Origin of the sequence: Microcoleus sp. bin38.metabat.b11b12b14.051 (genome assembly GCF_013299165.1) — a bacterium.
In the GTDB taxonomy this organism is placed as follows: domain Bacteria; phylum Cyanobacteriota; class Cyanobacteriia; order Cyanobacteriales; family Microcoleaceae; genus Microcoleus.
In genome coordinates this window covers 32,818-59,678 of sequence record NZ_JAAFKD010000009.1, presented here as the reverse complement: position 1 = coordinate 59,678, position 26,861 = coordinate 32,818, and the positions used below count along the sequence as shown (strand labels likewise).

Sequence of the window (26,861 nt, the reverse complement as noted above, 5' to 3'; positions counted from 1 at the left end):
AAGGTTGTGTTCTTATACAAGTGTGGCAGTTCGTAGTGCGGACTTCAGTCCGCTTGCAGTTCGTAGTGCGGACTTCAGTCCGCTTGCAGTTCGTAGTGCGGACTTCAGTCCGGTTGCAGTTCGTAGTGCGGACTTCAGTCCGGTTGCAGTTCGTAGTGCGGACTTCAGTCCGCTTGCAGTTCGTAGTGCGGACTTCAGTCCGCTTGCAGTTCGTAGTGCAGACTTCAGTCCGCTTGCAGTTCGTAGTGCGGACTTCAGTCCGCTTGCAGTTCGTAGTGCGGACTTCAGTCCGCTTGCAGTTCGTAGTGCAGACTTCAGTCCGCTTGCAGTTCGTAGTGCAGACTTCAGTCCGTTCTCCGCCGGAGGACTTGCGCGGGAGAGGGCGATCGAATATTTTTGCAAAAACGGTTCGTAGTGCGGACTTCAGTCCGTAACCAGAGAGCGGACTGAAGTCCGCACTACGAACGAACGTGCGCGCGCGCGATCGATCGCACGTGGTACAAAGGGCTGTTTTGGCTTTGTCCTTTGAGCGATCGTCTAGCCTTTTTGCGGATGCAGTCCGCAGCCTGGGAGCGGACTGAAGTCCGCACTACGAACGTGCGCGCGATCGAAGTAAGTGAAGGTTTCACCGTGCCACTTATTTTAGTCAACTATCGCCTCAGTTAAGCAAGTTTTTCTTAAGTCTGTCCTCCCTAAATTTGCACCTCTTAAATCTGCATTTTTTAAGTTAGCATTGCTTAACTCTGTATAACTCAAATCGGCACCTCTCAGATTAGCGCCTGATAAATTAGCTCCTGCTAAATTAGCCCTGACAAGTTGCGCTCCACTCAAGTTGCTGCCACTCAAATTTGCTGCTGGCATCTCGGCTTCTCTTAAGTTTGCTTTGTTTAAATTAGTGCCGCCCAGGTCAGCCAAATTCAATTTGGCATAACTCAAATCAATGTTTTCCAAGCAAACATCACCCAATTGAGCGCATCTCAAGTTAGCATTAATAAAAAATCTTTCTCCCAGGGCGTAACGGCGCAGAAATTCGTCAACTGCCAGCCGAATTAATATTGTTTCGCAAGCATTTTGGTAGCACCACGATGTCTCCAGCAAACTAGCGGCTGCTTCAATTGCTACCTTGTCGCACTTAGGTAGAACCAAACTATTGCAGCCATCCCAGTGACCGCTGAGCATAAATGCCATGTCAGAAGCTGCTGCCGTTGAGTCGCACAGCAAAACGGTTTCTTGTTTGGGTTGCAGCCAGTTGATTAAACCGAGCAAACTCTGGTTATTCACGGTATGTTCATGATTTGTTTATCTTTTTTAATTATAGGTGAAATTATTTTTAATATCTTGAAATGAGGTAAGGTGCGCGGCGCGCACCTACCGTTATAGTTCTGGGAATTAGTCCTAGATATCGTCATAGGCAGAAGCCACTGGTCAGAACCTGACTGATGACTATATCTCTTGCAAAAGTCTTTTTAATCAGATCTTGGAACGGGCAAGATGCCCGTTCCACAGAAAAAGTTATTTTGTGGAACGGGCATCTTGCCCGTTCCTAGCTATTTTTGCAAGAGGTCTACTGATGACTGATGACTAACGACTAATCAGTTGTACTTACATGGTCGATTCTCTCTAATTGCCAGAGAATTTGGTTGCCCTCGCGGCGCACGCGAGAAACTACCCAGTTGCGCCACACCCAGTTGTCTCCGCGACTGGTGACAGCGCTGGCATTTACATCCATCAAATCAGCCAGTTCAGAACTGGTAATCAAGTAGCCTTTGGTGGCAACTTCGTCAGCTATGTGCAACGTTTCGATCAGGTTGCGGAGTTCCTGAACCCTCACCTCGCGGGGCAAGTTCTCCAGGGTATCGGCTGTTGAATCCATCATGGTAGAGTTGGAGATCTGAAGGTCAGAAGTTATGACATAGGATTCTATCGTTTTGTTACCAGTTGTGTCCGTTTCTTCCAAAACAATTGGGTTTTCAAATTCTAGGGGCGCTACCCCCGTACTCGCCCTAGGCTCATCTGCGGTTGGTTTCTGCTGTTGCAGTTGGGGAGTGCGATTGTGCGAGAAGCTGCGGGCGATTTCGTCGCACCTGTCGTTATAGAAGTCGCCGGAGTGGCCGCGGACGTGTTCCCACTTGATTTGTCGGGAATTCAGCTTGTCTAGCAGGTGCCAGAGGTCTTGGTTGACGACTTCTTTGCCTGTCGAGGTTTTCCAGCCTTTGTTTTTCCAGCCTTGAATCCATTTGGTGATGCCGTTTTTGACGTATTCGCTGTCGGTGTAAACGGTGACTGGTTCGGTTTGACCGGATTTGGCAAAAAATTCGAGTGCGGCGACGGCAGCCTGCATTTCCATGCGGTTGTTCGTGGTTTGAGGGTCTGCACCTCCGAGTTCGTGACATTTGCCGTCGGCGAAGCAGACTACTGCACCCCAACCGCCGGGGCCCGGGTTGCCGGAACAAGCGCCGTCTGTGTACAAGCTTTTGATTGTGGGAGTTGTCATGAGCAATTAATTTGTTACTTGCGATTATTTTGTTCGCGGGTGCGATAATTGAGGGAAATTGCGATCGACTGTAGCTGCTATGAAAAATGCCAACTTAAAGATTAAAAAGGTCGGGCTATTTATTTGTCCGTTTTCTTTGTTAATTTTTAATACTTTCGCCCAGGCGCAAACAGTCGTGCCTGCTGCTGACGGTACGGGTACTGCTGTCACCCGCAGCGGCAACCGCTACGATATTAACGGTGGCAGTTTGTCGGGAGACGGGGCGAATCTTTTTCACAGTTTTGAACAGTTCGGCTTGAATGAAGGTCAAATTGCTAATTTTCTGACTAATTCGGCTATTCAAAATATATTAGCTCGGATTGCTGGCTCGAACCCTTCGCTAATTAATGGTTTAATTACTGTCACGGGTGGCAATTCTAATCTGTTTCTGATTAATCCGGCGGGGATTGTGTTTGGCCAGAACGCGAGTTTGAATGTGCCGGGGGCTTTCACTGCGACTACTGCGACGAATGTCGGTTTTGGTTCTAATTGGTTTAATGCGGCTGGTACAAATAATTTTAGCGCCTTAGTTGGTGCGCCAAATGCTTTTTATTTTGGTGCGACTCAACCGGGAAGTATTGTTAATGCTGGCAATTTGGCGGTGACTCCCGGGCAGAATTTGACTTTGCTGGGCGGTACGGTTGTGAGTACCGGGCAGTTGTCGGCACCGGGCGGACAAATTACTGTTGCTGCTGTTCCGGGCGAGAATGTTTTACGCATCAGTCAACCGGGAAATTTGTTGAGTTTGGAAATAGCAACGAACCCAAATTTGGGGAATTCTCAACCAAGTTTCAATCCTGTTTCTTTGCCACAGTTGCTAACAGGTACCGGACAAAATCAGGCGGCGGGTGTTGAGGTTGCTGCTGATGGTATCGTGCGGCTTTTGGGTTCGGGTTTGCAGGTGAATTCAGGGGATGTGGCGCTTGCTGGGAATATGTCTCTGCTTCCGCAGGTGAATGCGGGAAGTGCGACTATTTCGGCTGCGGGAAATCTGACGTTAGCGGGGGCTAGGCTGCAAACTGCGGGGGATTTGAACTTGCTGGCACGGGATGCGGTGCGGGTTCGAGACAGCGTGCAGAATCCTTTTTTGGCGCGGGCTGGGGGGAATTTAGAGATTCGGGCCGATCGCGCGATCGACATTCTCACCTTAAACGCTACCGGCGGCTTATCTCTTCCCCCGCAATTCCAAAGTGGCGGCAATTTGAGTTTAGTCAGCAACGGCACGATTTCGGGGGATGCTCACTTTGCTTCGAGGGGCAATTTTTCGGTGCGGAATCTGTCGGGAATGCCGGGAAATTTTGTCAGTTTATTTGACCCGATTATTAGTTCCGAAGGTGATGTTTTCTTTGGTGATTATACTGGTACTTCGCTGAAAGTGGAGGCGAGGGGAAGCATTGTTGGTGAGGATATTACAATTACTGGCCCGGATGTTGCATTGCGGACTGAAAATGTGAATCCTGACGATCCAGATATTGCTATTTTAACTAGAAGTCCGGCTTTGATTCTGCGGGCGGGAGTGGCAAATTTGGCAAACCAGGTGAATATTTCTCCTGACAGTTTGGGTGAGGATGCCAGTTTCACTTCCGGGCCTGTTTTTCGCAGAAATTTGATTGCTGTGGAAAATATTGTAGCAGGCGGGCCGGTGATTTTGTCGGCGACGGGAGATGTGGCAACTAGAGATATTAACGCTGGTAGGATTAATTTGGAAAGTACCGCAGGGGCTGCAATTGTTGGGGGCAGATTAACGTCTGGTTCGACGATTAATATTCAAGCTGTTAACAATATTATCTTGACAAATGACATTACTCCTGCTGATATTAACGGCAATCTGACTGTGAATTCGACTGCGGGCAATATAGTGACAGGTGCGATCGACACTGGGAATACTGGGGCGATCGCACTTACAGCAGCCGGTAGTGTCAATTTTGGGACTTTGCAGGGTTCTCAAGTTAATGTTACCAGCAGCTCCGGCGCTGTGGGAGTGTTGACCGATCCCAATACCATTGTTCCGAATATAACACCTGCTAACGTTACAGCCACCGAGAATCTCAGTTTGGCAGCTTCGGGTGACTTAACCGTAGGGAACCTCACCGGTGCGACTGTTCGCGCTACCAGCCGCAACGGAAGTGTCGCTACGGGTGCGATCGCCAGTACGGGAGATGTGAGAGTTGTAGCGGGACAGCAAATCACCACAGCGCCCATAACCGTGAATCCGGCTGCGACAAATCCAGTTAATCGTACTATTCCCACAGTCAATCTGGACGCGCAAACTAATATTAACGTTGCCTCGGTAACGGCTCCCACTGCCACCGTTGCTTTGAGAGCAAACAACAACGTAACTGCCGGAAATTTGCAGGGGGGAGCCGTGGATGTTTCCAGCAATACCGGGAATCTTATCACTGCCAATACTTCGTCAACAGGAAATATTAATGTCCTAGCTGCGGGGAATGTAAATTCAGGAAATTTGCAGGGAGTTGGGATTAATGTTGCCAGCAATTTTGGAACTGTTGCTGCTGGTAATACTAATGCTACAGGTAATGTTGATTTAACAGCTTCTGGCAATTTAAATGCGGGAAATTTGCAGGGAGTTGGGATTAATCTCAACAGCAATTCTGGAGCTGTTGCTGCTGGTAACGTCACCGCTTCGGAAAAACTTGTAATTTCGGCAGCACAGCAAATTCAAACGGGGACAGTTAATATTACTCCCGCACCCGCAGGCGCGGTTAATCGCCTGTCGGCGGTAACTCTGAATGCCCAAAATAATATTAATGTGGGAGCGATTGAGGCTCCTGCTGCTAGTATTGTTTCGAGAACACCGACTAACTTTACGGCGGGAAATTTGCAAGGGAGTGCAGTTGATATTACTAGCGGTGGGAATATTGCGATCGCCAATGCTTTGTCAACAGGAAATGTCAGTTTACAAGCGGGGGGAAATGTGACTGCGGGTAATTTGCAGGGAGGTACTGTTAATTTAACTAGCCGCCGCGGCAATGTTACCGCTGGGAATATTAATGCTGCGGACATTGTGGGAATTTTAGCCGGAGGACAAATCAAAACTGAGGCAATTAATGTTAATGTCTTGGGACGCGCTCTCGCTCCCGCAGTCAATATTAACGCTCAAAATGATATTAGTATTGCGTCAATCAATGCTCCGGGCGCTCAGGTGAATATCGAGACTCCGGGTTTGGTGCGAGTGACTGGTACTTTTGACCAAAACGGTACTCCTGTCAGCATCTCAACGCTTGGTGGCGCTCAACCTGGTACTGTGAGAATCGCCCACGGCGGCGGTGATATCAATCCGCCGACGCCTTTTGCGGTGGGAAGTGCGACAACTAACGGGACTGCTGGGGCGATCGCCAGCAATGCTGCGGGTACAATTAGTGAGGGCCAATCTTTCATCAATTCTTACACGCAGGGCAATAGTGCGATCGTCACTACCAACCAACCAACAACTCCACCCAGAATAACTCCACCCGGAATAACTCCACCCGGAATAACTCCACCCGGAATAACTCCACCCGGAATAACTTCACCCGGAATAACTCCACCCGGAATAACTCCACCCGGAATAACTCCACCCGGAATAACTCCACCCGGAATAACTCCGCTACCACCATCGCCAAGCGATAGATTTCCAAGTGATAGAGGGCGGGTTTTTCCCGATGCCAATCAACCCTTTACCCCCGAACAGCTACAGAATCAAAACAGCATATCGCGAGATATAGGAAAACCCGGAGACAGGCTGCCACCGGAAAGAATGCCATCTCCGAGAGGAATGAGAAATTTAATCGGTCAAAATGGTAGAGAACCAGTTTTTCAGACACCATTTCGCGGCGACATCGGCAGGAACTTGGATGTCGGGAAAATATTAGCAGCTTTGCCTCTGCTGGACAAATCTTTCAGCCAAGAATTCCGGGAATATTTCGGAATTAACAGCAGCGACGAGTTGCAGTCGCCAGACGATATCAAGAAAAAGTTAGCAGCCGTGGGCGCAGAAACTGGCACGAAACCAAGCTTAATTTATCTGTTTTCGCGATCGGAAAAATTAGATTTAGTGTTAGTAGATTCTTGCGGTGCAGTGGTGCACAAAACGGTGCCGCAAGCCAACCCGGAAGAATTGCTGAAACTTGTAACTGTGTTCCGCAATGAGATTACTAAGCCAGGGGTGCGGGCTACTACGAGTTATCTGCCATCAGCCCAACAGCTTTATAAGTGGATGGTTGAGCCTTTGGAGGAGAATTTGAAGAAGTGCGAAACCGATACTATTTCGTTTGTTGTCGATCGGGGTTTGAGAGGTATGCCCTTTGCTGCGCTGCACGACGGAAAGCAATTTTTGATCGAAAAGTACAATCTCAGCTTGATGCCTAGCCTTAATTTAACAGATACTCGCTACGTGGATCTCAGAAAATCTCAAGTTTTAGCAATGGGTGCGTCGCAATTTTTCGAGTTGAATCCTTTACCTGCGGTTCCTGCGGAAATAGCGGCTATTTCGCGAGAGTGGCCGGGAGTGAGTTTTTTGAATGAGGGTTTCACTTTGGAAAATTTGAAGCGACAGCATCAAAGCCGGCCGTTTGGGATTATTCATTTAGCTACTCACGGCGAATTTCGTCCGGGGGCGCCGAATAATTCTTTTATTCAGTTGTGGGATAGTCGGCTAAGACTGGATCAATTGCCTGATTTGAGATTGAATAATCCGCAGGTGAATTTGTTAGTTTTAAGTGCTTGTCGGACTGCGGTGGGTGATGAAAATGCGGAGTTGGGTTTTGGAGGTTTGGCGCTGCAAGCTGGGGTGCAAACGGCTGTGGGGAGTTTGTGGTATGTTTCGGATGAGGGTACTTTGGGATTGATGAATGAGTTTTACCAGTCTTTGAAGACGGCGCCAATTAAGGCGGCGGCGCTGCGACAAGCGCAAATTGCGATGTTGCGGGGTGATGTGCGTTTGGAGGGCGGTAGGTTGCGGGGTTCGAGTCGGGGCGAAGGGGTGGAGTTACCGCAATCTTTGCGGGGGTTTGCGGATTTGAAGTTGTCGCATCCTTATTATTGGTCGGCTTTTGTGATGATTGGGAGTCCGTGGTGATTGGGTTTGTAGTGAGGACTTTAGTCCTCGGATGAAAGATGCGGACTGAAGTCCTCACTACGAACCTGATGCGGACTGAAGTCCTCACTACGAACCTGTTTGATTTTGGTCGTTCTTTTTCGGTTTGGTGCGCCACCAGGTGATGCTGGCTGCGATCGCTGCGATCGCACAACTCAAGAAAAAGGAGAATGCAAACGGATGCAAGTGCATGACAATCGGGACGTGATGGTTTTGGACTGTCTCGAAGAGTTTGTCTGTACCGCTGGATGCTGCGATGCCTCCGGCTGCTAAACCTACGCCGATCGCCTGTACGGTACTTTCTAGGCGATCGTCCCGATCTTTCTCTCCGAGTTCGCTTTTGCGGAGTTCGATTTGATTGGTGCGATCGTTCTTGGCTTGTTCTATTTCTACTATGCCGCGGATTGAGGCGATCGCCTGGTCGATTAAGTGTGTTCCGTGGCGGAAATATCCTAAATCTGCTGCTATTTGCGATCGGAAAAAAGGAGCTGTTTTTCTACTGAAGTGACTTAATATAGATAGTTCTTCCTTATCGTTTCCTAGTATATCACAGATTTTCTGCAAAATGTCAGTGTAATTGTTAAGATTTATCGCAATACAATTATCAAAATCTTCTATTTTTCGCAGCAGTTGAGTATATGACAAAGCTTTGCGGAGGAGAACTTTTAGCTGTTCCTTAAAACTCTGCAATTGTGCGGGTTGCAAGGAAGCGCTGCCTTGGACAAGTTGATCCTGCACGTACTGTATATCTTGCTCTATTTCGGCGTATTCGCGATCGAGTTCGTGGTAAATTTTGCGGCTGTCTTGAAAAGCGCTGATGATTTTGTTGCGGTGAAATAGTAGGTCAAGTATTTCTTCCTGAAAAGTGTTAAAATCGCGATCGGTTTGTTGGTCGGCTAGCAGCCAGACAAGTAAGTGGCGATAATTAGCAATATCGGCAATTAAACCGTACTCAAAAATTGGACTGCCAAATAATTTACCCGATCGGTAGAATGTAGGTGCTACATTTCCCTGGAATAAAGCATTGCGGCATTTATCGGCGAGGGGTTTGAGGGAATCTAAATCATCCGATGAGTTTTCGGGAAGCCATGCGGTGATGAGGAGAGTTTGACCTAAAAAATAGTCATCGCCATCGATAAGTAAGGCTTGATTTGGGTTAAATTTCTCGATCAAATCAACATCTACATTATCAGCCGTGCCGTCTTCCGCGCAACCTATATTTAACCATAAAGCATAGCTGTCTTGAATTTGTAGCGGTTGGGCAAAACCTTCTAGGGGTGGATTGCTGGTAAATTTTAGGGCGACATTGGGCAGTAAATCCTCGCGGTTGCTGTGAGAATTTGGGGGGAATATTAGATTAGGCGTTACCGTTTCATCGGTGAAGTTGGCGAGGATGTTATCGCAGTGTTTCCACAGAGGATTATTGCTGCCCTTACTGTTATTGTGCAGTTGGAAAGCGTATAAATAAACATTGGGGGCAGAAATTTTATCACTCATGTTATTGGCGCGGTGGCTAGGATTCAATACGGTTCAATTAGCGCAGTATGTTATGTCATTGCGAGCGTCCCCGCGAAGCAATCTCAGAGACTATGATACTTCTCCATTAAGTGAGGTAGGCAGGCGTATTAGGCTAGGATTTGGGAAGGCGTTTTTTTAGCTTTTCGGGTAATTCTGGGTAGCGGTTTGATAGCCTTGGTTCTTGCTCTTCTTTTTTGGTGCGTTGTGGGTCTGGTTTTCTACTAATTGAATTAATCTCATCTGTTATTTTAGGATAGTCTTGACACCAATTGCCAATGGCATCGGCTACTTCCTGGTTGGATGAATCCGCCATCTGGGATATCGTGTTGCTGAGAGTTGCTAAAGCATCAACCGCCCCCACTTGTTCAAATACTTCGGGTTTGGCTTCAAAAACTTGCAGGAAAGCGGAAATAAATTCTTCATCTGTCATGGTCAACTTTTCCTTGAATTATAGTAAGGTTATATTTTTCAAAGTTTAGCACTAAGGTCAAAGAAACCGGGTTTCTTGCGAGAAATCTCAAGTGGAACAAAAAATATCGGCAGAAACCCGGTTTCTCAATCCCGGCGAGTCAGCCCTCAATTCAGTGGCCAAGAAACCGGGTTTCTTGCGAGAAATCTCAAGTGGAACAAAAAATATCGGCAGAAACCCGGTTTCTCAATCCCGGCGAGTCAGCCCTCAATTCAGTGGCAAAGAAACCGGGTTTCTTGCGAGATATCTCAAGTGGAACAGAAAATCTAGGAAGAAACCCGGTTTCTCAATCCCGGTGAGTCAGCCCTCAACTCGGTGGCCAAGAAACCGGGTTTCTTGCGAGAAATCTCAAGTGGAACAAAAAATCTAGGAAGAAACCCGGTTTCTCAATCCTGGTGAGTCAATCCTCAATTCAGTGGCCAAGAAACCGGGTTTCTTGCGAGATATCTTAAGTGGAACAAAAAATATCGGTAGAAACCCGGTTTCTGATAGCAACGCTTATTGTCCAACAGCACAGAAAGCCGCCCAATACATCGGGGCGTGATAAGGTTGATAATCCTGTTTGTAACCGCGACTGTATCTGCTTTGAATTTTCTGTTGGTGTTCGCTACTCAGCAACTTCGAGGCTGCTGTCCATTTTAGCAAATCCTCAACACTTAAATCCCGCAGCCACAACTGAGACTCGCGCAAAGCCACAGACACACGCGGCCGAGTTTCTGAGCCCAAAAGTTCATAAAACTTGATCATTAAAATCGCGGTAGATACGTCATTGACAGCCCACAAAGTGCTGAGTACACTCGTCGCCCCCGCATAGAAAAAACTGCTAGGCAATCCGATATACTCATCTGTGGTATTTCTCGCATCGGTTAATCCTGTTTCGCACGCAGAAAGGGCTACTAAACGGCACTTACTTAACTGCAAATCAAAGATTTCTGTCAGTGTTAGGCATTCTGCAATGTCGAAAGTTTCGCCTCGGCGGGAACGAATGTAACGCTTTTCTTCGGAGGGAACCCCCCCCAGCCCCCCCTTGCTAAGGGGGGGAGTTTCTTGACCTTTTTCTTCGGAGGGAACCCCCCCCAGCCCCCCCTTGCTAAGGGGGGGAGTTTCTTGACCTTTTTCTTCGGAGGGAACCCCCCCCAGCCCCCCCCTTGCTAAGGGGGGGAGTTTCTTGAGTTTCTTGACCTTTTTCTTCGGAGGGAACCCCCCCAGCCCCCCCTTGCTAAGGGGGGGAGTTTCTTGAGTTTCTTGACCTTTATTCTCGGAGGGAACCCCCCCCAGCCCCCCCTTGCTAAGGGGGGGAGTTTCTTGAGTTTCTTGACCTTTTTCCTCACTTACCAAGGGGAAATCCTCTCTTGTCTCCCCCCTTAGCAAGGGGGGATTAAGGGGGGTTATCTTCGCGCCGGCTAGGATTAATGCGGATTTTTCGGGATTGAGAAAGTCGAAGAAGCCGTGACAGGAAAAGTGGGCGATGTCGGCATTTTGCAAGCTGGCAAGTTGTTGCATCAATCCTGTTTTGCTGGCGTTTTGCCGACTCAATACTGTGGCTGGATTGAAGGATTTGGCAATGGCTTCGACTTCGATATCGGTGAAGTCTAAATCTTCTGTGGGGTTTTGGATGGCAAAAAATTTGCTGGGTGATGAGTCTTCCGCTGTCGGATTTACCCGTTGAGATAATTGCAAAAGTTGGCAACTCGGTGTGTATCTCACGCCGCCTGGGAAAAGTTCGAGAAGACATCCAGTTTGTACGGTTTTGTCGGCTTTTTGTCGGCTGCTGGTGAGGGCGTGTAGGGGGAATAGGTGCAAGTATCGGAAGGGAACTAAGATTAATTTTTGGCAGTTTTCGGGGAGGCGAGCAATTATTTCGTCAATGTGCAGAATTTGGGCTAATTTTTCCAGGCGGTTGTCTAGTTGGTTTTTCCAGTTGTCACTTCCCTCAATATAGTCGTCGATATATTCCTGCTGAAACTTATTTAATTCTTGCAAGTCTTGAGAGGAAGATTGCCAGATATCCGGTTGAGTATAGTTGCGGGTGATGATGAAAACTTTAAAGCCATTTGGGGTAATGTACCATTCCAAAATAGCTTCGTTTTCAGCTAGCAGGCTGCGAATTTGTGCAAAACTAATCCGCTGTAATTTTTCTGGGAGGCTGCGGGCTTTGTGAAACAATTCTACGAGGTTTCGGGTTTTGCTGCGTTCGAGGTATTCTAGGGCGGCAGTGGAGTTTTTCATTTGTAGACAAACTTCTACCATTAACTGATAAAGTTCATTCCATTCTTCGGCTAATTTTTGCCTGTCTGCTTCGCCACCTACAATGATATCACGCCGCATTGATTCGACTGTCTCAATGGCAGATTTAAAGGTATTGTAAGCTTCTGGGAGTTGGGAATTATCCCGGTAGGCACCTCCGAGACTATATAAAACATGAGCATTGTTTATAGGAAATGCGTCGCGGGTGTAAATCTCCAAGGATGCCTGATAAGCTGCGATCGCCAGTTCGAGATTATTGGCTTTTTTCCCTCTGATTCTGTATTTGTACGCATTCGCCAAATTATTTTGACACGTTGCCCATTCAAAGGGAAATGCGTCGCGGGTGTAAATCTCCAAGGATGCTTCAAAAGCTGCGATCGCCAATTCGAGATTATCGGCTTTTTCCCCTCTGATTCTGTATTGGTAGGCAAGCCCCAAATTATTTTGACTCCTTGCCCAGTCTTCGGGAAATGCGTCGCGGGTGTAAATCTCCAAGGATGCCTCTAAAGCTGTGATCGCCTTTTCTAGATTATCCGCTTTTTCCCCTCTGATTCTGTCTTGGTAGGCAGTCGCCAAATTATTTTGACACGTTGCCCATTCAAAGGGAAATGCGTCGCGGGTGTAAATCTCCAAGGATGCTTCAAAAGCTGCGATCGCCTTTTCTAGATTATCCGCTTTTTCCCCTCTGATTCTGTCTTGGTAGGCAGTCGCCAAATTATTTTGACACGTTGCCCATTCAAAGGGAAATGCGTCGCGGGTGTAAATCTCCAAGGATGCTTCAAAAGCTGCGATCGCCTTTTCTAGATTATCCGCTTTTTCCCCTCTGATTCTGTCTTGGTAGGCAGTCGCCAAATTATTTTGACACGTTGCCCATTCAAAGGGAAATGCGTCGCGGGTGTAAATCTCCAAGGATGCTTCAAAAGCTGCGATCGCCAATTCTAGATTATCGGCTTTTTCCCCTCTAATTCTGTAGAGGTACGCCATCCCCAAATTATTTTGACTCCTTGCCCAGTCTTCGGGAAATGCGTCGCGGGTGTAAATCTGCAATGATGCCTCAAAAGCTGCGATCGCCAATTCGAGATTATCGGCTTTTTCCCCTCTGATTCTGTCGCCGTAGGCATTCGCCAAATTATTTTGACTCCTTGCCCAGTCTTCGGGAAATGCGTCGCGGGTGTAAATCTCCAAGGATGCCTTAAAAGCTGCCATCGCCAGTTCGAGATTATAGGCTTTTTCCCCTCTGATTCTGTTGTGGTATGCCATCCCCAAATTATTTTGACTCCTTGCCCAGTCTTCGGGAAATGCGTCGCGGGTGTAAATCTCCAAGGATGCCTCACAAGCTGCGATCGCCTTTTCTAGATTATCGGCTTTTTCCCCTCTGATTCTGTTTTGGTAGGCAAGCCCCAAATTATTTTGACACGTTGCCCACTCAAAGGGAAATGTGTCGCGGGTGTAAATTTCCAAGGATGCCTCAAAAGCTGCGATCGCCTTTTCTAGATTATCGGCTTTTTCCCCTCTGATTCTGTATTGGTAATCACCTCCCAGACTGTTTTGAAACAGTGCCCACTTTTCCGAGTAAGCTTCGCGAGTGACAACAGTTAATCCTATCTCCATACAAGCAATTGCAACCTCTAAATTACTTGCCCGACTGCCCTGACGCAAATTATAAAAAGTGATATCTAAGCCGTATAAAAAATTAGCAAAATAGTCTGCTTCTTCTGCCTCCAAGATTGGCATAATTTCAGTTGCCCAATCTCGCAAAAATTGGGCAAAACTATCATCTATTAATTCTAGGTTAGCTTGCAGGATCTCGATTCTTTCCTCGGTGGGACAGGTGAGGAGAGACTCAATCAGATTTTGATAGGCTTCGCGGCGCGCTTCGTTCATTGCTTACAACCCATGTTTTGAGAATTTTACCTTTTTTGTGGGGGAAAAACAAGGGGGAAATCCGACTTTCTGAATCATCTGGAGTCCGTGGAGTATATGTAGGGTGTGTCGCCATCGACAATCTCTAAAAAAGAGTAAAAATCTCATAGCGACGCACCTTACAATGATCGTGTAGGCTGGTGCGTCGCTATGAGATTGTCGATTTTTTTTAGGGATTTTTAATGGCGACACACCCTACAATTTTTGTATTTCAAAACTTCCGCACGGGGGCCAGAAACCGGGTTTTTTCCGAAATCTTCGCTGTATTTCACAGATTAAGTAAAAAACCCGGTTTCTTCGATGGTGGTGCGTAATTTTTGACTTTGTTAATAGTAATTATTGAAAATATTGCTATGACAAAATTATGAGGTTTGTTTAGACTGGCGTGTAGGTTGGTGCGTCGCTATGAGATTGTCGATTTTATTCAGGGATTTTCTCTTAGCGACACACCATACAGTTTTTGAGCTTTTATTGGCCTAGTTTTTTGCTGGACACGGCAGTGCCGTTTCCCTACATATGATAGGCTAAATATGAAAGATTGAGTGTTAATTTTCAGAATTCGTTAGGTTTGTTTGGACTGTGTAGGTTGGTGCGTCGCTATGAGATTGTCGATTTTATTCAGGGATTTTCTCTTAGCGACACACCCTACAATTTTTTATGTGTTATTGGCATAGTCTTTCGCCGGACACGGCAGTGCCGTTTCCCTACAGATGATAGGCTAAAGCTGCTAAAAGGCTTTGACGAGCTTTCAGAAGTAAGTTTAATTGATCGGGTGTCATATTAAAATTCCGTCTTTACGAATATTTCTGAGCAAAGGGCCTTGATAATTAGTAAACTGTTCCTCATTCATAAAGTTGCAGCTAATTACTACGTCATTTTGAAGAGATAAATCTGCTACAATTGGGATAGTTCGATCGATTTATTCACCGATTTGGACTGGTGCTTTGAGAACGACTAAAACATCAATATCCGAGTCGGGATGGGCGTCGCCCCGCGCTTGGGAACCGTATAGTACCATTTGCGTAAGCCGATCGCCATACAGGATCTCAAATTGATCTCGCAACTGGGTTAGAATAGTCTGGAGCTTATGGTTGACGTTCATATTTGCGATAGATAAATGGTTGAAGGGCGATCGCACTTGTCAATCTATGTACAGAGTATATTCTAAATTCACAAAACTCGGCGCTTAAAACCACCGACTCTTCAACCCGCGGAGGCGGGTTTCGTCTGTGTAGACGCGGTTTCAACCGCCGTCTCAACCACCGTCTCAACCACGCACTCTTCAACCTGCGGAGGCAGGTTTCGTCTGTGTAGACGCGGTTTCAACCGCCGTTTCAACCGCCGTTTCAACCGCCGTCTCAACCGCCGTCTTTTATGATGATTTAAAATACGTGGTAATTCGTTATTATTCATGGGTAATTGGGAATATCGGCTCGACTCCGCCAGATTTTTTCCCAATACCTCAACCGCTCTTTTTTCTACCTAAACTTGATTAAACTCTTGGTTTCTGCCAGACATAAAACGCATCGACTGTGCACAATTCCTCATCAGAATAGTCGCTTAATTCGCTTCTAATGTCGCTAGTCAAATCTTGTTCCGAACCGTAGGATTCGAGAAACTCTTCAAATCCTTGGGCTTCTCGTTTAAAAAGCGATCGCCACTGAGACAGCCGCCACTCGTTCAAATACGAGTTTGGTTGGATCGAATCCCTGGTAGATTCCCGCAAATGCCCCCAGAAAGGCAGCGGAAAACCAGTAAAAGCACGGAGGTCGTGATGTCCGCTATTTGACGTGTATAAATGAATGCCGATGTACAACACTCCGCCCGGTCGCAGGGCTTGGATCGCATTCTGTAGAGCAATTTCAGGTTCGCTCAAATGCTCGAAAGTTGACCAAGAAACTACGATGTCGTAAGTTTCCGATTTGAGAATTCCCTGACAGATATCTCCTTGCACAAAAGTGGGATTCGGCAAGTTGGTAACTCCGAGTGCTTTTTGCCAAGCTAGCTGTTTTGTGCGATCGACCAATAGCAGTTTGCGTCCAACTGTTTTCGCCAATCGCCCGAACCCGTTTTCTTGGAACATTCGCAGATAACTTCCCAGATTGAAGCCGTAGGGAATCACATCTAGATCGATCGCAGTAACCCGATTCTCAATTCCGAAATAGCGAGCGCGTTCCATCTGCTGTCCGCCGCCTATTTCCAGGATATCAAGTTCACGCACCGGCTTACCGAGACATCGAGCAATCCGTTGCTCGTCTCGGTGAATGCGCTCTAGGGCGACAGCTACGGCATTATCCGCTTTATTGCGCTCGCGCAGTGCGTGTACCACCTCTCTAAAGGCGTTAATTACTCCAAAATTTGCATAAGTTTGGGCATTGTACGGTTCTGACATCAAAATTTTCTCCGATAACCAGACTTAGACTTCAGCAAGTGTAGATCGCTATCAATGCAACTGCGGCACAATCTGGAGAGCGATCGATTTTTTTCCCAATCAACTCTTGCCGATTTACCGTTGTTAGCAAGCAAGAGTTACACAATTATCAACTACCCGCGGGCGCTGCTTTTGATCGCTACCTATTTGCCAAATTTTCTCAATACTGTTGAAATTAAAATCCTGAATCATCCGCTCAAATTTAGAATGGGTGTGGTGTAGATTCACATAACTTGTGAATGAACGATAAAAATTCATTTTCAGCTTAGGATGCTTCGGATCGAATTCCCGAGGATGTAGGTAAACTAATGCCGGTTTCGCTTGCTCGTTGAGTTGCTCAATCCCAGCAGCAATAGCAGAATAGGGTGCGAGGCGAAAGTAACCGCCTCCAAACAAATACACTTTTTTATTGAAGAGTGTAGTCGGAGTTACCGGGATTTCCAGAATTGTGTTTCCTTGGGTAGTAGTAAGCCATGCTGCGTCGCCAGAAAACCCCGGCAACCCACCATGATTTCTGTTCATGGGAAATATCGAAGCATCATACTGTAAACCTAATTCTACGAGAATATCTAATGCCCACAGAGATGAATTAGCGATCGAAAAACCGGGAGCGCGATATCCCAAAATCGGTTTAGAAGTAATTCGTGCCAACACTTCTAGAGAGCGAGCTACATCTCGGCGGAACTCGTTGGGAGTTAAATTGTAAATTAGTTCGTGGCTGTACCCATGAGTAGCAATTTCATGACCTTGCTTTGCTATTTCTCGGACTAAATCTGGAAAATGTTCGGCAACCCACCCCAGAATAAAAAATGTTCCTTTGGTATGGTGTTTGTTGAGTAAATCCAAAATCACCTCGGTGTTTTTGGTAACTTTACTTTCTAGTTTGTGCCAGTCTTCGATACTTGGCGTTGAACTAATATCTAAAATGTGAAACCAATCTTCGATATCGATTGTTAAGACATTTTCTACAGTAGTTTTTGGGAATTTGTTGGAGGGGTGTAACATTGTTTATTCCTGCTGGTAAGTTTACGAGTCAGTAAAAGGGTTTTGATAAATGTTTATTTTCTGTTTTAAAGCTAGCCCCAAAAAAGGTGGATCGTTGATTAAATAGCGTCTCCAAAGTCGTCCGGGTTCACTTAACAATCTATAAGGAGTTTCAAGTCCGGCGTTACTCATCCATTTCGGTGCTCTTTTTTTATGACCTGCTTCAAAGTCAATTGTGGCACCTATCGCTAAAAATATTTTGATGCTTTTTAGCTGTTCTTTATATTTAACAATCCATTTTTCTTGCTTCGGCGCACCAACTCCTACTGCTAGTACGTTGGCACCGGATTTTTCAATTAAATCAACTATAAGAGAACATTCTTCTTCTTTTTTTTCAAATCCAAACGATGGCGAATGTGTTCCAACTACAATCTCTCTTCCGACTTTTAAATTAATATTTTCCTGAGCTTGGCGAGCAACTCCAGGCGCCGCTCCTAACAAAAACATTTTAATGTTGGGGTTGTTTTTGTGATACTGATAGAATGCGGGCAACAAATCTGAACCTGAAATTTTTTCTTTAATCGGTGTTCCTAAAAATTGCAAGGAATACATTAGTATTTGTCCGTCACAAACTCTATAGTCTGCAATTTGATAAGCATTGTAGAACTCTCTATCTTTTTGCAGGTTCATTAAGTGATCTATGTTTGGGGTAAAAACAATACCACCTCTTTCGTCTAGTTGTTGCAACAGTTCTTTTGTAGAAAAATTATCAATAAAAATATTGAGAGCTTGTATCTTTTTCATAGTTTTTGTTATTTTGGGCAATAAACAATCTCGATGTAACTAAATTTAGTTTGATGTTTTTTGATGAGGGATTATTTTAAAATAGTTGTTTTTAACTTGTCTGTATTAACAGCCTACACGCTTACTATAAGTAATGGCATCCCCTATGGCCAGCCTTCATCAAATCTTTAAAAACACCTTTATAAGTAATTGTTATGTTTTTGTTGGTGCCGATTAGCATCAATAATTAACAACTCAAAGGACATGGTTCTGTGATGAAGCTTTGGGAACATTCAGTCGCTTTCAGTAACTATTAATACCATTATGTCAAGCTCTGACTGTTTATAGATAATTGAAACTTATATGAGTAGGGAGTCGAGGGAATAATTTACTTCATCAAATCTTTACATAACACCAGTATAAATACTTGCGTTGAATGGAAAATTTATAAAAAGTTATATTATGAAGACTGACAGCAGATTCAACTTTTATCAAGTAGCGCCGATCGATTAATCGCCGCAGGAAAGGGCATCCCTACCTCTGCTAGCTCTCTAGTTCATTTACCTGGAATTGGCTGCATAAAGTAAAGGATGTTGCATATAGCCTGTCGGAGGAAAGATGACGCGATCGACAGCAATCGGTAAATATCTAATTGCTCTGGTAGACTGTAGCAATATCTCGATCGCCCGATCGCCCTTTCATGCCACCGATGAATTCTTGCTTCGCTCCCATCTACGCATCACACCTGCGAGAAATATCCCAACATTCCCGCGCAATCTCCCAATCTTCCTGAGTATGAATCACCAAAACCCGCACCGCAGAATCAACCGCCGCAATATCATCATCCACCGGCGAATTCAAATTCTTCTCATCATCCAAGCTTAACCCAATAAACCCAAAAACTTCGCAAGCCGCAGCCCGCACAACAGGCGAATTTTCCCCAACACCGGCAGTAAAAATCAAAGCATCCAACCCGCCCAAACTCGCCAGCATGGCACCAATTCCGGCACGCAAGCGGTGCAGATAAATATCCAAAGCAAGTTGAGCGCGATCGTTGCCATCTTTAATAGCCTCCCCAACCAGCCGCATATCGCTAGAAACCCCAGAAATCCCCTGTAAACCCGAATTCCGATTCAGAATATTATCGAGATCCTCAGCGGTAAAGTGCGATCGCCTTAACAGATGAATAATGATACCAGGATCGATCGCACCCGATCGACTTCCCATCATCAAACCATCCAAAGGAGTAAAACCCATAGTCGTGTCAACACTCCGGCCACCGCGAACCGCCGCCAGAGAGCATCCGTTGCCCAAATGACAGCTAATCAGCCGCAAATCGGCAGAATCGCGGTTCAGAATTTGAGCCGCCCTGCGAGTACAATATTGATGGCTAATGCCGTGAAAACCGTAGCGGCGAATCCCCTCTTGCAGCCATTCGTAGGGGCCGGGATAAACGAACGCAGCGGGCGGCAATTGTGCGTGAAAAGATGTATCAAAAACTGCGACTTGCGGCACATTTGGGAGGATTTTTTCAACGGCTTCGATACCTTCCAAGTTAATTGGATTATGGACGGGAGCAAACTCAGATAAACGGGAAATTTCCTGTTTGACGAACGGCGAAATCAGCGTGCTTTGCTGATACTTTTCCCCGCCATGTACGACGCGATGACCGACAATATCAATCTCGTTTAAACTGTTAATAACTTGAGTTTCACCCTGCCACAGAGTCTGTAGCATTCGGGCGATCGCCCCTGCGCGAGAATCCGAGGCAATTTCTTCCTCAAAGCTATGGCCCGCAGCAGTTTTGACTTGCAACTCCCCCGTACCTTCGCGGTGAGTCCAGTCTATTTTTGCTTCCCACAGAGGTTGTGGCGGGCGATCGGGAAGCGTGTCATTTAATTCGTACAAGCAGCTTTTTTGACTGCTAGAACCTGCGTTTAAAACTAATATTTTCATGGTAATTGGGAATTGGTAATTGGTAATTGGGCATTGGTAATTCAGGGCTTGCGCGCTGCGACCTCAGAAACCGGGTTTTTACTTTTTCTGCTCGCTGGAACCAAGTATTTTGCTCAAAAACCCGGTTTCAGGCTGCCCATATTAATTGTTAGTTATTAACTAATGATGGCTTTATTAAGAAACATATCAAAATATTAAGTATTAATGCAATCTGTAGCCAACGGTTACGGCTGTTTGATATACCTTCATCATCAGATTTTCATTGATTAAAGTTTAAGGAGCCGATCGCCATGTTGACAACAATTTTATTAACCGTTGCGCCCAGAACCGTAGAATGGAGCCCTACAATTGGGTTAATTATGGTTCTGTGCAATGTTCTAGCAATTGCTTTCGGCAAATTAACAATCAAGCATCAGAGCACAGGTGGCGCAATGCCATCGTCGAGTATGTTCGGCGGTTTTGGTTTGGGTGCAGTATTGGGAACCACCTGTTTTGGTCATATTTTGGGTGCAGGTACGATTTTAGGATTGTCTTACATCGGTGCGATTTAGAAGCTCTGGGTGCGCTGGGGCGCACCCGATCCACAATTTCAAGTACCGGGTAAATTGCGGAGGTTTTCATCTAAGTGCGATCGATCGCCCAAAACCTCCAGCATCGGCCCGCGGACATCAAACTTGACAATACTAATAGAAGCTGCTAAAGCGGCGATGCGATTGCGATAACTTCCCAAATCAATCCCCAACAAACTGCACAGCATAATCCGAATAGTCGCCTTGTGGGAAACCACCAAAACATTACCATCCTTGTACTTTTCCTGAATTTCTGCGATCACTAAGGACGATCGGCTAGCAATTTGCACAGAAGTTTCCCCCTCATTCGGTGCATTCCAAGCGGGTTCCGTCAACCAATTAATATACTCTTGGGCATATTTTTCGCGGACAAATTCAACCGTTTCACCTTCCCATTTGCCGTACTTAATCTCCTTCAATCCATCGCGAAATTGCATTTCAATTCCCAGCGCATCGCACAAAGGTTTAGCAGTAGCAATTGTGCGCTTCATCGGGCTGAGATAAACAGCACTCCAAGGTAATTTGGCGTAAGTTGCAGCAAACTGTTCGGCCATCATAGAACCTTCCGGTGTCAATTCCGGGTCGAGGTCGCCGCAGAAGCCGCCTGTTTTGCTGTAAACTGTTTCACCGTGTCGCAGAAAGTAGATTTTTAAGCTCATATAGATATCTTATTTCATTGGTGAACAGGATTTTTTTAACCACAGAGGGCGCAGAGGGCGCAGAGTCAGAGAAGAGAGAGATGAGTAATTCCGATACCTACGGATTTGATATTGATTGTATTTGAATTTTATCAGATTAGCAAAAGAGTTGAAAAAACTCTTTCAAATCATCAAGAGCAGGATTATTCCAATCCCAAATCTCTTTTTTGTGTTCCATAACATAATCAAACCCAGACATACTGCATTTCCTTCCAGCCTGCTTCTGTTCCTGATTTGAGCAAGTATCATATCTAATATAGTTGCTAATCCAGAATTTATCAAAATCTTTCTGGTTGATTTCCTTTCCCTGGCTTTCTAGGCAAGTTTTCCAGCTATCCAAACAATCAGCGTAAGGGGAATCTTTCGCCTTGATTGCCTTTAAAAGCGTTTCCAGTTCGCCTTTACCTCCAACATTTGTAAAGTAACAAGCCAATTTTGCATTTGTTCCATAATCTGTACAAATATCGATAAATTGCTTAGTGCTTGACAAGCTTTCAGCTTTAAACACTGGTTCTATACATCTATCTACGAATTTCAGCCGTTCTTGCTCTGAATAATTATCAATATCAATAATAATCCCTATTTTTTCGATATCTTTTCGGTCAATCTTTCTTATTGAATTTTTCAAAGCTTTGATTAACTCTGTTTCGCTCAAGCCTTCCAAATTTTGATAATCATCTATATAAATAGGTTTTTCTACCTGGATATCGCAGTTTAGTTTCTCAACCATTGCCTGCATGAAAATTCTATCATTTTTACTTTCTACTATGACAATATTACTCACCTCTGACTCCTTCTTGATGCTCTAGTGCGTAATTCAAAGTTTCCAAATCGAGCCGACTTGCGATTATTTGATTTGTTTTGAGTTTCCTTGCTAGTTCAAAATATGCGCTGCTGCATTTTTGATTAAATTCTAAACCAACATCAGCAAATGCTTGCAACATCTCTAAACTGTGAGTTGTGGCAAAAATTTGGGTATCCATTTCAACTGCTAACCTAAACACAATTCTCCAAAAATCTCGCTGATTAGTATAGTGAATCCCATTTTCTATTTCATCTATCAACAGTATTTTGTGTTCACTGTTTACCAGTTTCAGGATAATGTCTGCAACTCGATTAATTGCATCTCCAAATAATGAAAGAGGCAAACGGCTTTCACCCTTTCTTCTTAAGTACAGCGTCGGTTCACCAATAGAAAAACTTTCTACTGATTCAATCGCCGGATCGATAACTTGAAAAGCTTTCAGAACTTCGCTATCTTTCTCATCTAAACGTGCTCGATCGTAAGCTGCTGTGAGTTCTTTTCCAGAAATTCTGATAAAGGAGGGAATGATTGCTACTTCATCAGTATCATCATCAAGAGAAATTCTATCAATATTTGTTGATCCACTGGAACTGGCTATTAAAGAGGACAGAAAAGGATCTTCTTCGTTTATTATCAACTTAATAGTTATTACAGATACACCTGCCTTATCTTTTGGTAAAGAATCTATTATACCTTGACTAGCAATCTTATCAACTAGAGTTGTTGTAAAAATATTGAAGAGTGACTCTCTCACTATTTCTACTCGATAATCTCGATAATTATCCCGTGATCCAATAATTACTATAATTTTATTTTTCTCAAGCAAATGAAACAAATTATCCCATGCTCTCTTAGGCATAGCCTTTAAAGCTTCTGATGACTCCCTTCTTAGCTCTCTTAGCATTTCTATGCTACTCGCTTTGGGAGCAACATAGAGAACAAGTGCTTCTAGCAAGGCTGTCTTGCCGGCATTGTTTTTACCGCCGATTAAGTTTACTCTTTCAAACCCAGAGATTTTGATTTTCTCAAAGCACCTAAAATTTTGGATTTCTATTTGCTTAAGCATTACCAATTCCTCATGAATATCTAAATCCTGAATTACAGCAGATTTATTCTAAAACAAATAGATAGCCCGTAGGGAAACGGCACTGCCGTGTCCTAATTCACGATCGCGCGCCGGATACAGCATTACCGTTTCCCTACCCAGAATATCACTAGCCCGGTGCACCCGATCGCACACCTTGATCTCCCGTCACCTCCGAACCTTTCGTTTCCTTCGGCGCTTCCGACGAAACCGCGCCCGCGTGCGGCCACTTCCAGTCACGAATTTCCGGCATATCGTCACCGTATTTAGTGATATACTCCCTGTGAGCGATCAGTTTGTCCCGCATCGCTTGTTTACCGTAAGCTGCAACAGAACTCAGTTTCGGAACGCGATCGAGTACATCGCCAACTAAATGGAAGCGATCGAGATCGTTGATCACCACCATATCAAACGGCGTAGTAGTCGTCCCCTCTTCCTTGTAACCGCGAACGTGAATGTTCGAGTGATTAGTCCGGCGGTAAGTCAAGCGGTGAATCAGCCAAGGATAGCCGTGAAAAGCAAAAATCACCGGCTTATCCTTCGTGAACAAAGCATCAAAATCGCGATCGGACAAACCGTGAGGATGTTCGCTAGCAGGCTGAAGCGTCATCAAATCCACCACATTCACCACCCGCACCTTTAACTCAGGATAATCGCGGCGCAGAATGTCAACAGCAGCCAAAGTTTCCAGAGTCGGAACATCACCCGCGCAAGCCATCACCACATCCGGTTCGCCACCTTTATCATTGCTAGCCCACTCCCAAATACCGAGGCCGGCCGTACAATGTTTAATCGCAGCATCCATATCCAAATACTGCAAAGCCGGCTGCTTCCCTGCAATAATCACATTCACATAGTTGCGACTGCGGAGACAGTGGTCAGTTACAGACAGCAAAGTGTTCGCATCCGGTGGTAAATAAATCCGCACCACTTCCGCTTTCTTGTTAATTACGTGGTCAATAAAGCCCGGATCTTGGTGAGAAAAACCGTTGTGATCTTGCCGCCAAACGTGAGATGTTAGTAAATAGTTCAGAGAGGCGATCGGTCTGCGCCAAGGAATATCGCGAGTAGTTTTCAACCATTTAGCGTGTTGGTTGAACATCGAATCGATGATGTGAATAAACGCCTCATAGCAAGAGAAAAATCCGTGCCTTCCTGTTAGCAAATAACCTTCCAGCCATCCCTGACACAGATGTTCGCTGAGGACTTCCATCACTCGGCCATCGGGAGACAAGTGCCCGTCGTCCTCCGGTAAAGTTTCGGCCATCCACTCCCGACTCGTCACTTCAAACAGCGGATCGAGTCGATTAGAGGCCGTCTCATCCGGCCCCACAACTCGGAAATTAGCATTTTCCTGATTGAGTTTCATCACATCTCGCAGGAAACGCCCAGTCACGCGAGTTGCTTCACCCATCCCAGTACCCGGTTTTGGCACGTCTACGGCGTAGTCGGCAAATTCCGGCATTTTCAAGTCTCGCAGCAGCAGACCGCCGTTAGCGTGCGGATTTGCCCCCATCCGTCGATCGCCCTTCGGTGCAAGTTCCGCCAATTCTGGAATCAATTTACCATTGTCATCAAACAGTTCTTCCGGCTTGTAGCTTCTCATCCAATCTTCCAGGAGTTGGACGTGTCCGGGCTTAGAAGCCATTTCTGCTAATGGAACTTGGTGCGATCGCCACGAGCCCTCAGTTTGCTTACCGTCAACCTGCTTCGGCCCAGTCCAACCTTTCGGAGTCTTCATCACAATCATCGGCCACTGCGGGCGGCCAGAAAAGCCGTGAGTCCGGGCTTTTTCCTGAATCGCCTTAATTTCGGCGATCGCAGCATCGAGAGTTGCAGCCATCAACTGGTGCATCGTCTCCGGGTCTGAACCCTCGACCCAATAAGGCTTGTAGCCGTAACCCACCATCAAACTTTCCAATTCCTCGCGGGGAATGCGCGCCAACAGCGTCGGATTGGCAATTTTGTAGCCATTCAGGTGCAGAATCGGCAACACAGCCCCGTCCCGAATCGGGTTAAGAAACTTGTTAGAATGCCAGCTAGCAGCCAGCGGGCCGGTTTCCGCTTCCCCATCACCAACAACAGCCGCCACAATCAAATCAGGATTATCGAAAGCCGCACCGTAGGCGTGGACGAGGGCGTAGCCGAGCTCCCCGCCTTCGTGAATCGAACCCGGAGTTTCCGGGGCGACATGGCTGGGGATACCGCCGGGAAACGAGAACTGTTTGAACAGCCGTTGTATCCCCTCGGAATCTTGGGAAATGTTCGAGTAATATTCGCTATAAGTGCCTTCGAGATAGGTGTTAGCCACCAAACCGGGCCCGCCGTGTCCGGGGCCTGCGATGTAGATAGCGTTGATGTCTTGCGATTTAATAATCCGGTTGAGGTGAACGTAGATGAAGTTGAGGCCTGGAGTAGTGCCCCAATGTCCGAGGAGTCTGGGTTTAACGTGTGCGAGTTTGAGGGGTTCTTTGAGTAGCGCGTTGTCGAGGAGATAGATTTGTCCGACGGATAGGTAATTTGCAGCGCGCCAGTAAGCGTTGATTTTGCCTAGTTCTGAGTCGGAAAGCGGTTTAAATTGGGGGATTTCGGTCGTTCTTAGCATCATACGCGATTCAATCCTGAGTTTAGTTCTTGGTTCGGTAAACTTTGTTTTGAAATTATGATGGGGGCCTAGAAACCGGGTTTTTTGCCGAATCTGCGGGATTCAACAAAGTATTTTCGTAAAAAACCCGGTTTCTTTGTCGGAGTGCGTAATTTATGTTTACTCCATATTTCACAAGTAAACAATTGAATTGTACCAATTTTATCTAGATAAAACTTTAAATCAACGTTAATTTTTGAGTAACCAGCACGCTATGATCACGGCAGAAAACCCGGAGGTTGTGAGGGGTAAAAGCCAGCAATCAAAAAGATACTTCTCTAGATAGATGTAAGAATGGTTTATATTACATATGCAGATTTTAAATTGTGGAGCTATAATGAAAAAGTTAAACATTAAATCTGAAGGGGGCCTTAATGCTACCTGTTAAGAAAAAACTTGTCACCGATGAAGCAATGCGTCCAGTTGCAGTATTGATTGATTACGAGGACTGGCAGAAAATTGAGCAATTGTTAGAGACTCTGATAATTCAAAAGACAGAAACAAGTAATTTAGCAAAGTATGCGGGTGTCATTAAACTTACTCAAGACCCGTTAGATTATCAGAAACAAATTAGGGAGGAGTGGGATTGAGTCAAGCTTTAATTGTGTTAGATACCAATGTAGCTTTGTACTACTTGGGCGGTCGCTTAATAAATCCATTACCAGCAGGACAATATTTTGTTTCAGTTGAAAATATCAAATAGTCAAATATGGCATAATATAAATATTCGTTTCATAGCCTTCCACCTATGACCGCCCAAATCACCCTAAATTTGCCAGATGAAGTCTATCACCAAGCAGAATTGCTAGCGCAGCAATGCCACCGCAGCGTGAGCGAGATTCTAGTCGAAACTCTCGAAACTTTTCTGTTACCAACTTCAAAACCAGTATCAGAATTGTCTGATGCAGAAGTAATCGCTCAGACTAAACTCCGGCTGCAACCAATTCAAGAACAACGATTAAGTGAATTGCTAGACCGCAAACAAGCCGGTACAATTCTTTCAGTAGAACAGGATGAATTACAGGAATTAATCCACATCTATGAAACTCGACTTTTGCGACAAGCTCAATCCTTAAATGAAGCTGTGCAGCGCGGCTTGCTCGAACCATTAAAAGGATAATC

21 protein-coding genes are annotated in these 26,861 nt (G+C 45.6%); 6 read left to right on the top strand and 15 right to left on the bottom strand.

The window, feature by feature from the left end; all coding sequences use genetic code 11:
- Positions 1-35: 35 nt before the first annotated feature.
- Entirely contained in the window at positions 36-434 is a 399-nt protein-coding gene (locus tag QZW47_RS12010) for a hypothetical protein (protein WP_293127436.1), read from the top strand.
- A gap of 24 nt (positions 435-458) precedes the next feature.
- Here the strand turns inward: QZW47_RS12010 and QZW47_RS12005 are convergent, their stop codons facing one another.
- The 3 genes from QZW47_RS12005 to rnhA form a co-directional block, all read right to left on the bottom strand.
- The gene (locus QZW47_RS12005; RefSeq protein WP_293127434.1) at positions 459-629 is read right to left on the bottom strand and encodes a hypothetical protein; all 171 of its coding nucleotides are present in this window, start codon (positions 627-629) and stop codon (positions 459-461) included.
- Between the two features lie 13 nt (positions 630-642).
- Positions 643-1,281: a pentapeptide repeat-containing protein gene (locus QZW47_RS12000; RefSeq protein ID WP_293127432.1), complete on the bottom strand. Its 639-nt coding sequence runs from the start codon at positions 1,279-1,281 to the stop codon at positions 643-645.
- A 307-nt stretch (positions 1,282-1,588) separates the two neighbouring features.
- Positions 1,589-2,494 (bottom strand): ribonuclease HI, encoded by a 906-nt coding sequence (gene rnhA / locus QZW47_RS11995; protein WP_293127430.1) that lies wholly within the window; start codon positions 2,492-2,494, stop codon positions 1,589-1,591.
- 79 nt (positions 2,495-2,573) lie between these two features.
- Here rnhA and QZW47_RS11990 point away from each other — a divergent pair, with 79 nt between their 5' ends.
- A complete protein-coding gene (locus QZW47_RS11990; protein ID WP_293127428.1) occupies positions 2,574-7,610 on the top strand; it encodes a CHAT domain-containing protein in 5,037 nt (1,678 codons plus the stop codon).
- 87 nt (positions 7,611-7,697) lie between these two features.
- On the opposite strand, the gene QZW47_RS11985 is transcribed toward QZW47_RS11990, so the two are convergent.
- Together QZW47_RS11985 and QZW47_RS11980 are read right to left on the bottom strand one after the other, a co-directional pair.
- Entirely contained in the window at positions 7,698-9,125 is a 1,428-nt protein-coding gene (locus QZW47_RS11985; protein WP_293127426.1) for a hypothetical protein, read from the bottom strand.
- A 133-nt stretch (positions 9,126-9,258) separates the two neighbouring features.
- Positions 9,259-9,576 carry a hypothetical protein gene (locus tag QZW47_RS11980; protein WP_293127424.1) on the bottom strand — a complete coding sequence of 106 codons (318 nt, stop codon included), beginning with the start codon at positions 9,574-9,576 and terminating at the stop codon, positions 9,259-9,261.
- Between the two features lie 191 nt (positions 9,577-9,767).
- Here QZW47_RS11980 and QZW47_RS11975 point away from each other — a divergent pair, with 191 nt between their 5' ends.
- Positions 9,768-9,914 carry a hypothetical protein gene (locus tag QZW47_RS11975; RefSeq protein WP_293127422.1) on the top strand — a complete coding sequence of 49 codons (147 nt, stop codon included), beginning with the start codon at positions 9,768-9,770 and terminating at the stop codon, positions 9,912-9,914.
- Positions 9,915-10,113: 199 nt separating this feature from the next.
- On the opposite strand, the gene QZW47_RS11970 is transcribed toward QZW47_RS11975, so the two are convergent.
- The 6 genes from QZW47_RS11970 to QZW47_RS11945 all read right to left on the bottom strand — a co-directional run bounded on the left by QZW47_RS11970 (position 10,114) and on the right by QZW47_RS11945 (position 19,939).
- Positions 10,114-13,746, bottom strand: a complete 3,633-nt coding sequence (locus tag QZW47_RS11970) for a CHAT domain-containing protein (RefSeq protein ID WP_293127420.1) — start codon at positions 13,744-13,746, stop codon at positions 10,114-10,116.
- A gap of 958 nt (positions 13,747-14,704) precedes the next feature.
- Entirely contained in the window at positions 14,705-14,887 is a 183-nt protein-coding gene (locus QZW47_RS11965) for a nucleotidyltransferase domain-containing protein (RefSeq protein ID WP_293127418.1), read from the bottom strand.
- Between the two features lie 390 nt (positions 14,888-15,277).
- The gene (locus QZW47_RS11960) at positions 15,278-16,177 is read right to left on the bottom strand and encodes a class I SAM-dependent methyltransferase (RefSeq protein WP_293127416.1); all 900 of its coding nucleotides are present in this window, start codon (positions 16,175-16,177) and stop codon (positions 15,278-15,280) included.
- 123 nt (positions 16,178-16,300) lie between these two features.
- Positions 16,301-17,221 carry an XrtA system polysaccharide deacetylase gene (locus QZW47_RS11955; RefSeq protein ID WP_293127414.1) on the bottom strand — a complete coding sequence of 307 codons (921 nt, stop codon included), beginning with the start codon at positions 17,219-17,221 and terminating at the stop codon, positions 16,301-16,303.
- Positions 17,222-17,242: 21 nt separating this feature from the next.
- Positions 17,243-18,004: a WecB/TagA/CpsF family glycosyltransferase gene (locus QZW47_RS11950; protein ID WP_293127412.1), complete on the bottom strand. Its 762-nt coding sequence runs from the start codon at positions 18,002-18,004 to the stop codon at positions 17,243-17,245.
- A 711-nt stretch (positions 18,005-18,715) separates the two neighbouring features.
- Positions 18,716-19,939 (bottom strand): acetate kinase, encoded by a 1,224-nt coding sequence (locus tag QZW47_RS11945; protein WP_293127410.1) that lies wholly within the window; start codon positions 19,937-19,939, stop codon positions 18,716-18,718.
- A 290-nt stretch (positions 19,940-20,229) separates the two neighbouring features.
- Here QZW47_RS11945 and psaK point away from each other — a divergent pair, with 290 nt between their 5' ends.
- Positions 20,230-20,490, top strand: a complete 261-nt coding sequence (psaK, locus tag QZW47_RS11940; protein WP_293127408.1) for a photosystem I reaction center subunit PsaK — start codon at positions 20,230-20,232, stop codon at positions 20,488-20,490.
- A 38-nt stretch (positions 20,491-20,528) separates the two neighbouring features.
- Here psaK and QZW47_RS11935 read toward each other — a convergent pair whose 3' ends face one another.
- The 4 genes from QZW47_RS11935 to QZW47_RS11920 form a co-directional block, all read right to left on the bottom strand.
- Complete coding sequence (locus tag QZW47_RS11935; protein ID WP_293127406.1) at positions 20,529-21,167, bottom strand: histidine phosphatase family protein; 639 nt, start codon at positions 21,165-21,167, stop codon at positions 20,529-20,531.
- 136 nt (positions 21,168-21,303) lie between these two features.
- Positions 21,304-21,990: a DUF3226 domain-containing protein gene (locus QZW47_RS11930; RefSeq protein WP_293127404.1), complete on the bottom strand. Its 687-nt coding sequence runs from the start codon at positions 21,988-21,990 to the stop codon at positions 21,304-21,306.
- Positions 21,983-23,077, bottom strand: coding sequence for an ATP/GTP-binding protein (locus QZW47_RS11925; RefSeq protein WP_293127402.1), 1,095 nt, complete (start codon positions 23,075-23,077; stop codon positions 21,983-21,985). Before QZW47_RS11925 ends, QZW47_RS11930 begins: the two co-directional genes overlap by 8 nt.
- 148 nt (positions 23,078-23,225) lie before the next feature.
- On the bottom strand, positions 23,226-25,703 hold the full coding sequence (locus QZW47_RS11920; RefSeq protein WP_293127400.1) for a phosphoketolase: 2,478 nt from the start codon (positions 25,701-25,703) through the stop codon (positions 23,226-23,228).
- Positions 25,704-26,113: 410 nt separating this feature from the next.
- Between QZW47_RS11920 and QZW47_RS11915 the strand changes: the two genes are divergently transcribed.
- Both QZW47_RS11915 and QZW47_RS11910 read left to right on the top strand, forming a co-directional pair.
- Positions 26,114-26,329 (top strand): hypothetical protein, encoded by a 216-nt coding sequence (locus tag QZW47_RS11915; protein ID WP_293127398.1) that lies wholly within the window; start codon positions 26,114-26,116, stop codon positions 26,327-26,329.
- Between the two features lie 158 nt (positions 26,330-26,487).
- Entirely contained in the window at positions 26,488-26,859 is a 372-nt protein-coding gene (locus tag QZW47_RS11910; RefSeq protein WP_293127396.1) for a hypothetical protein, read from the top strand.
- The last annotated feature ends 2 nt before the right edge of the window (positions 26,860-26,861 follow it).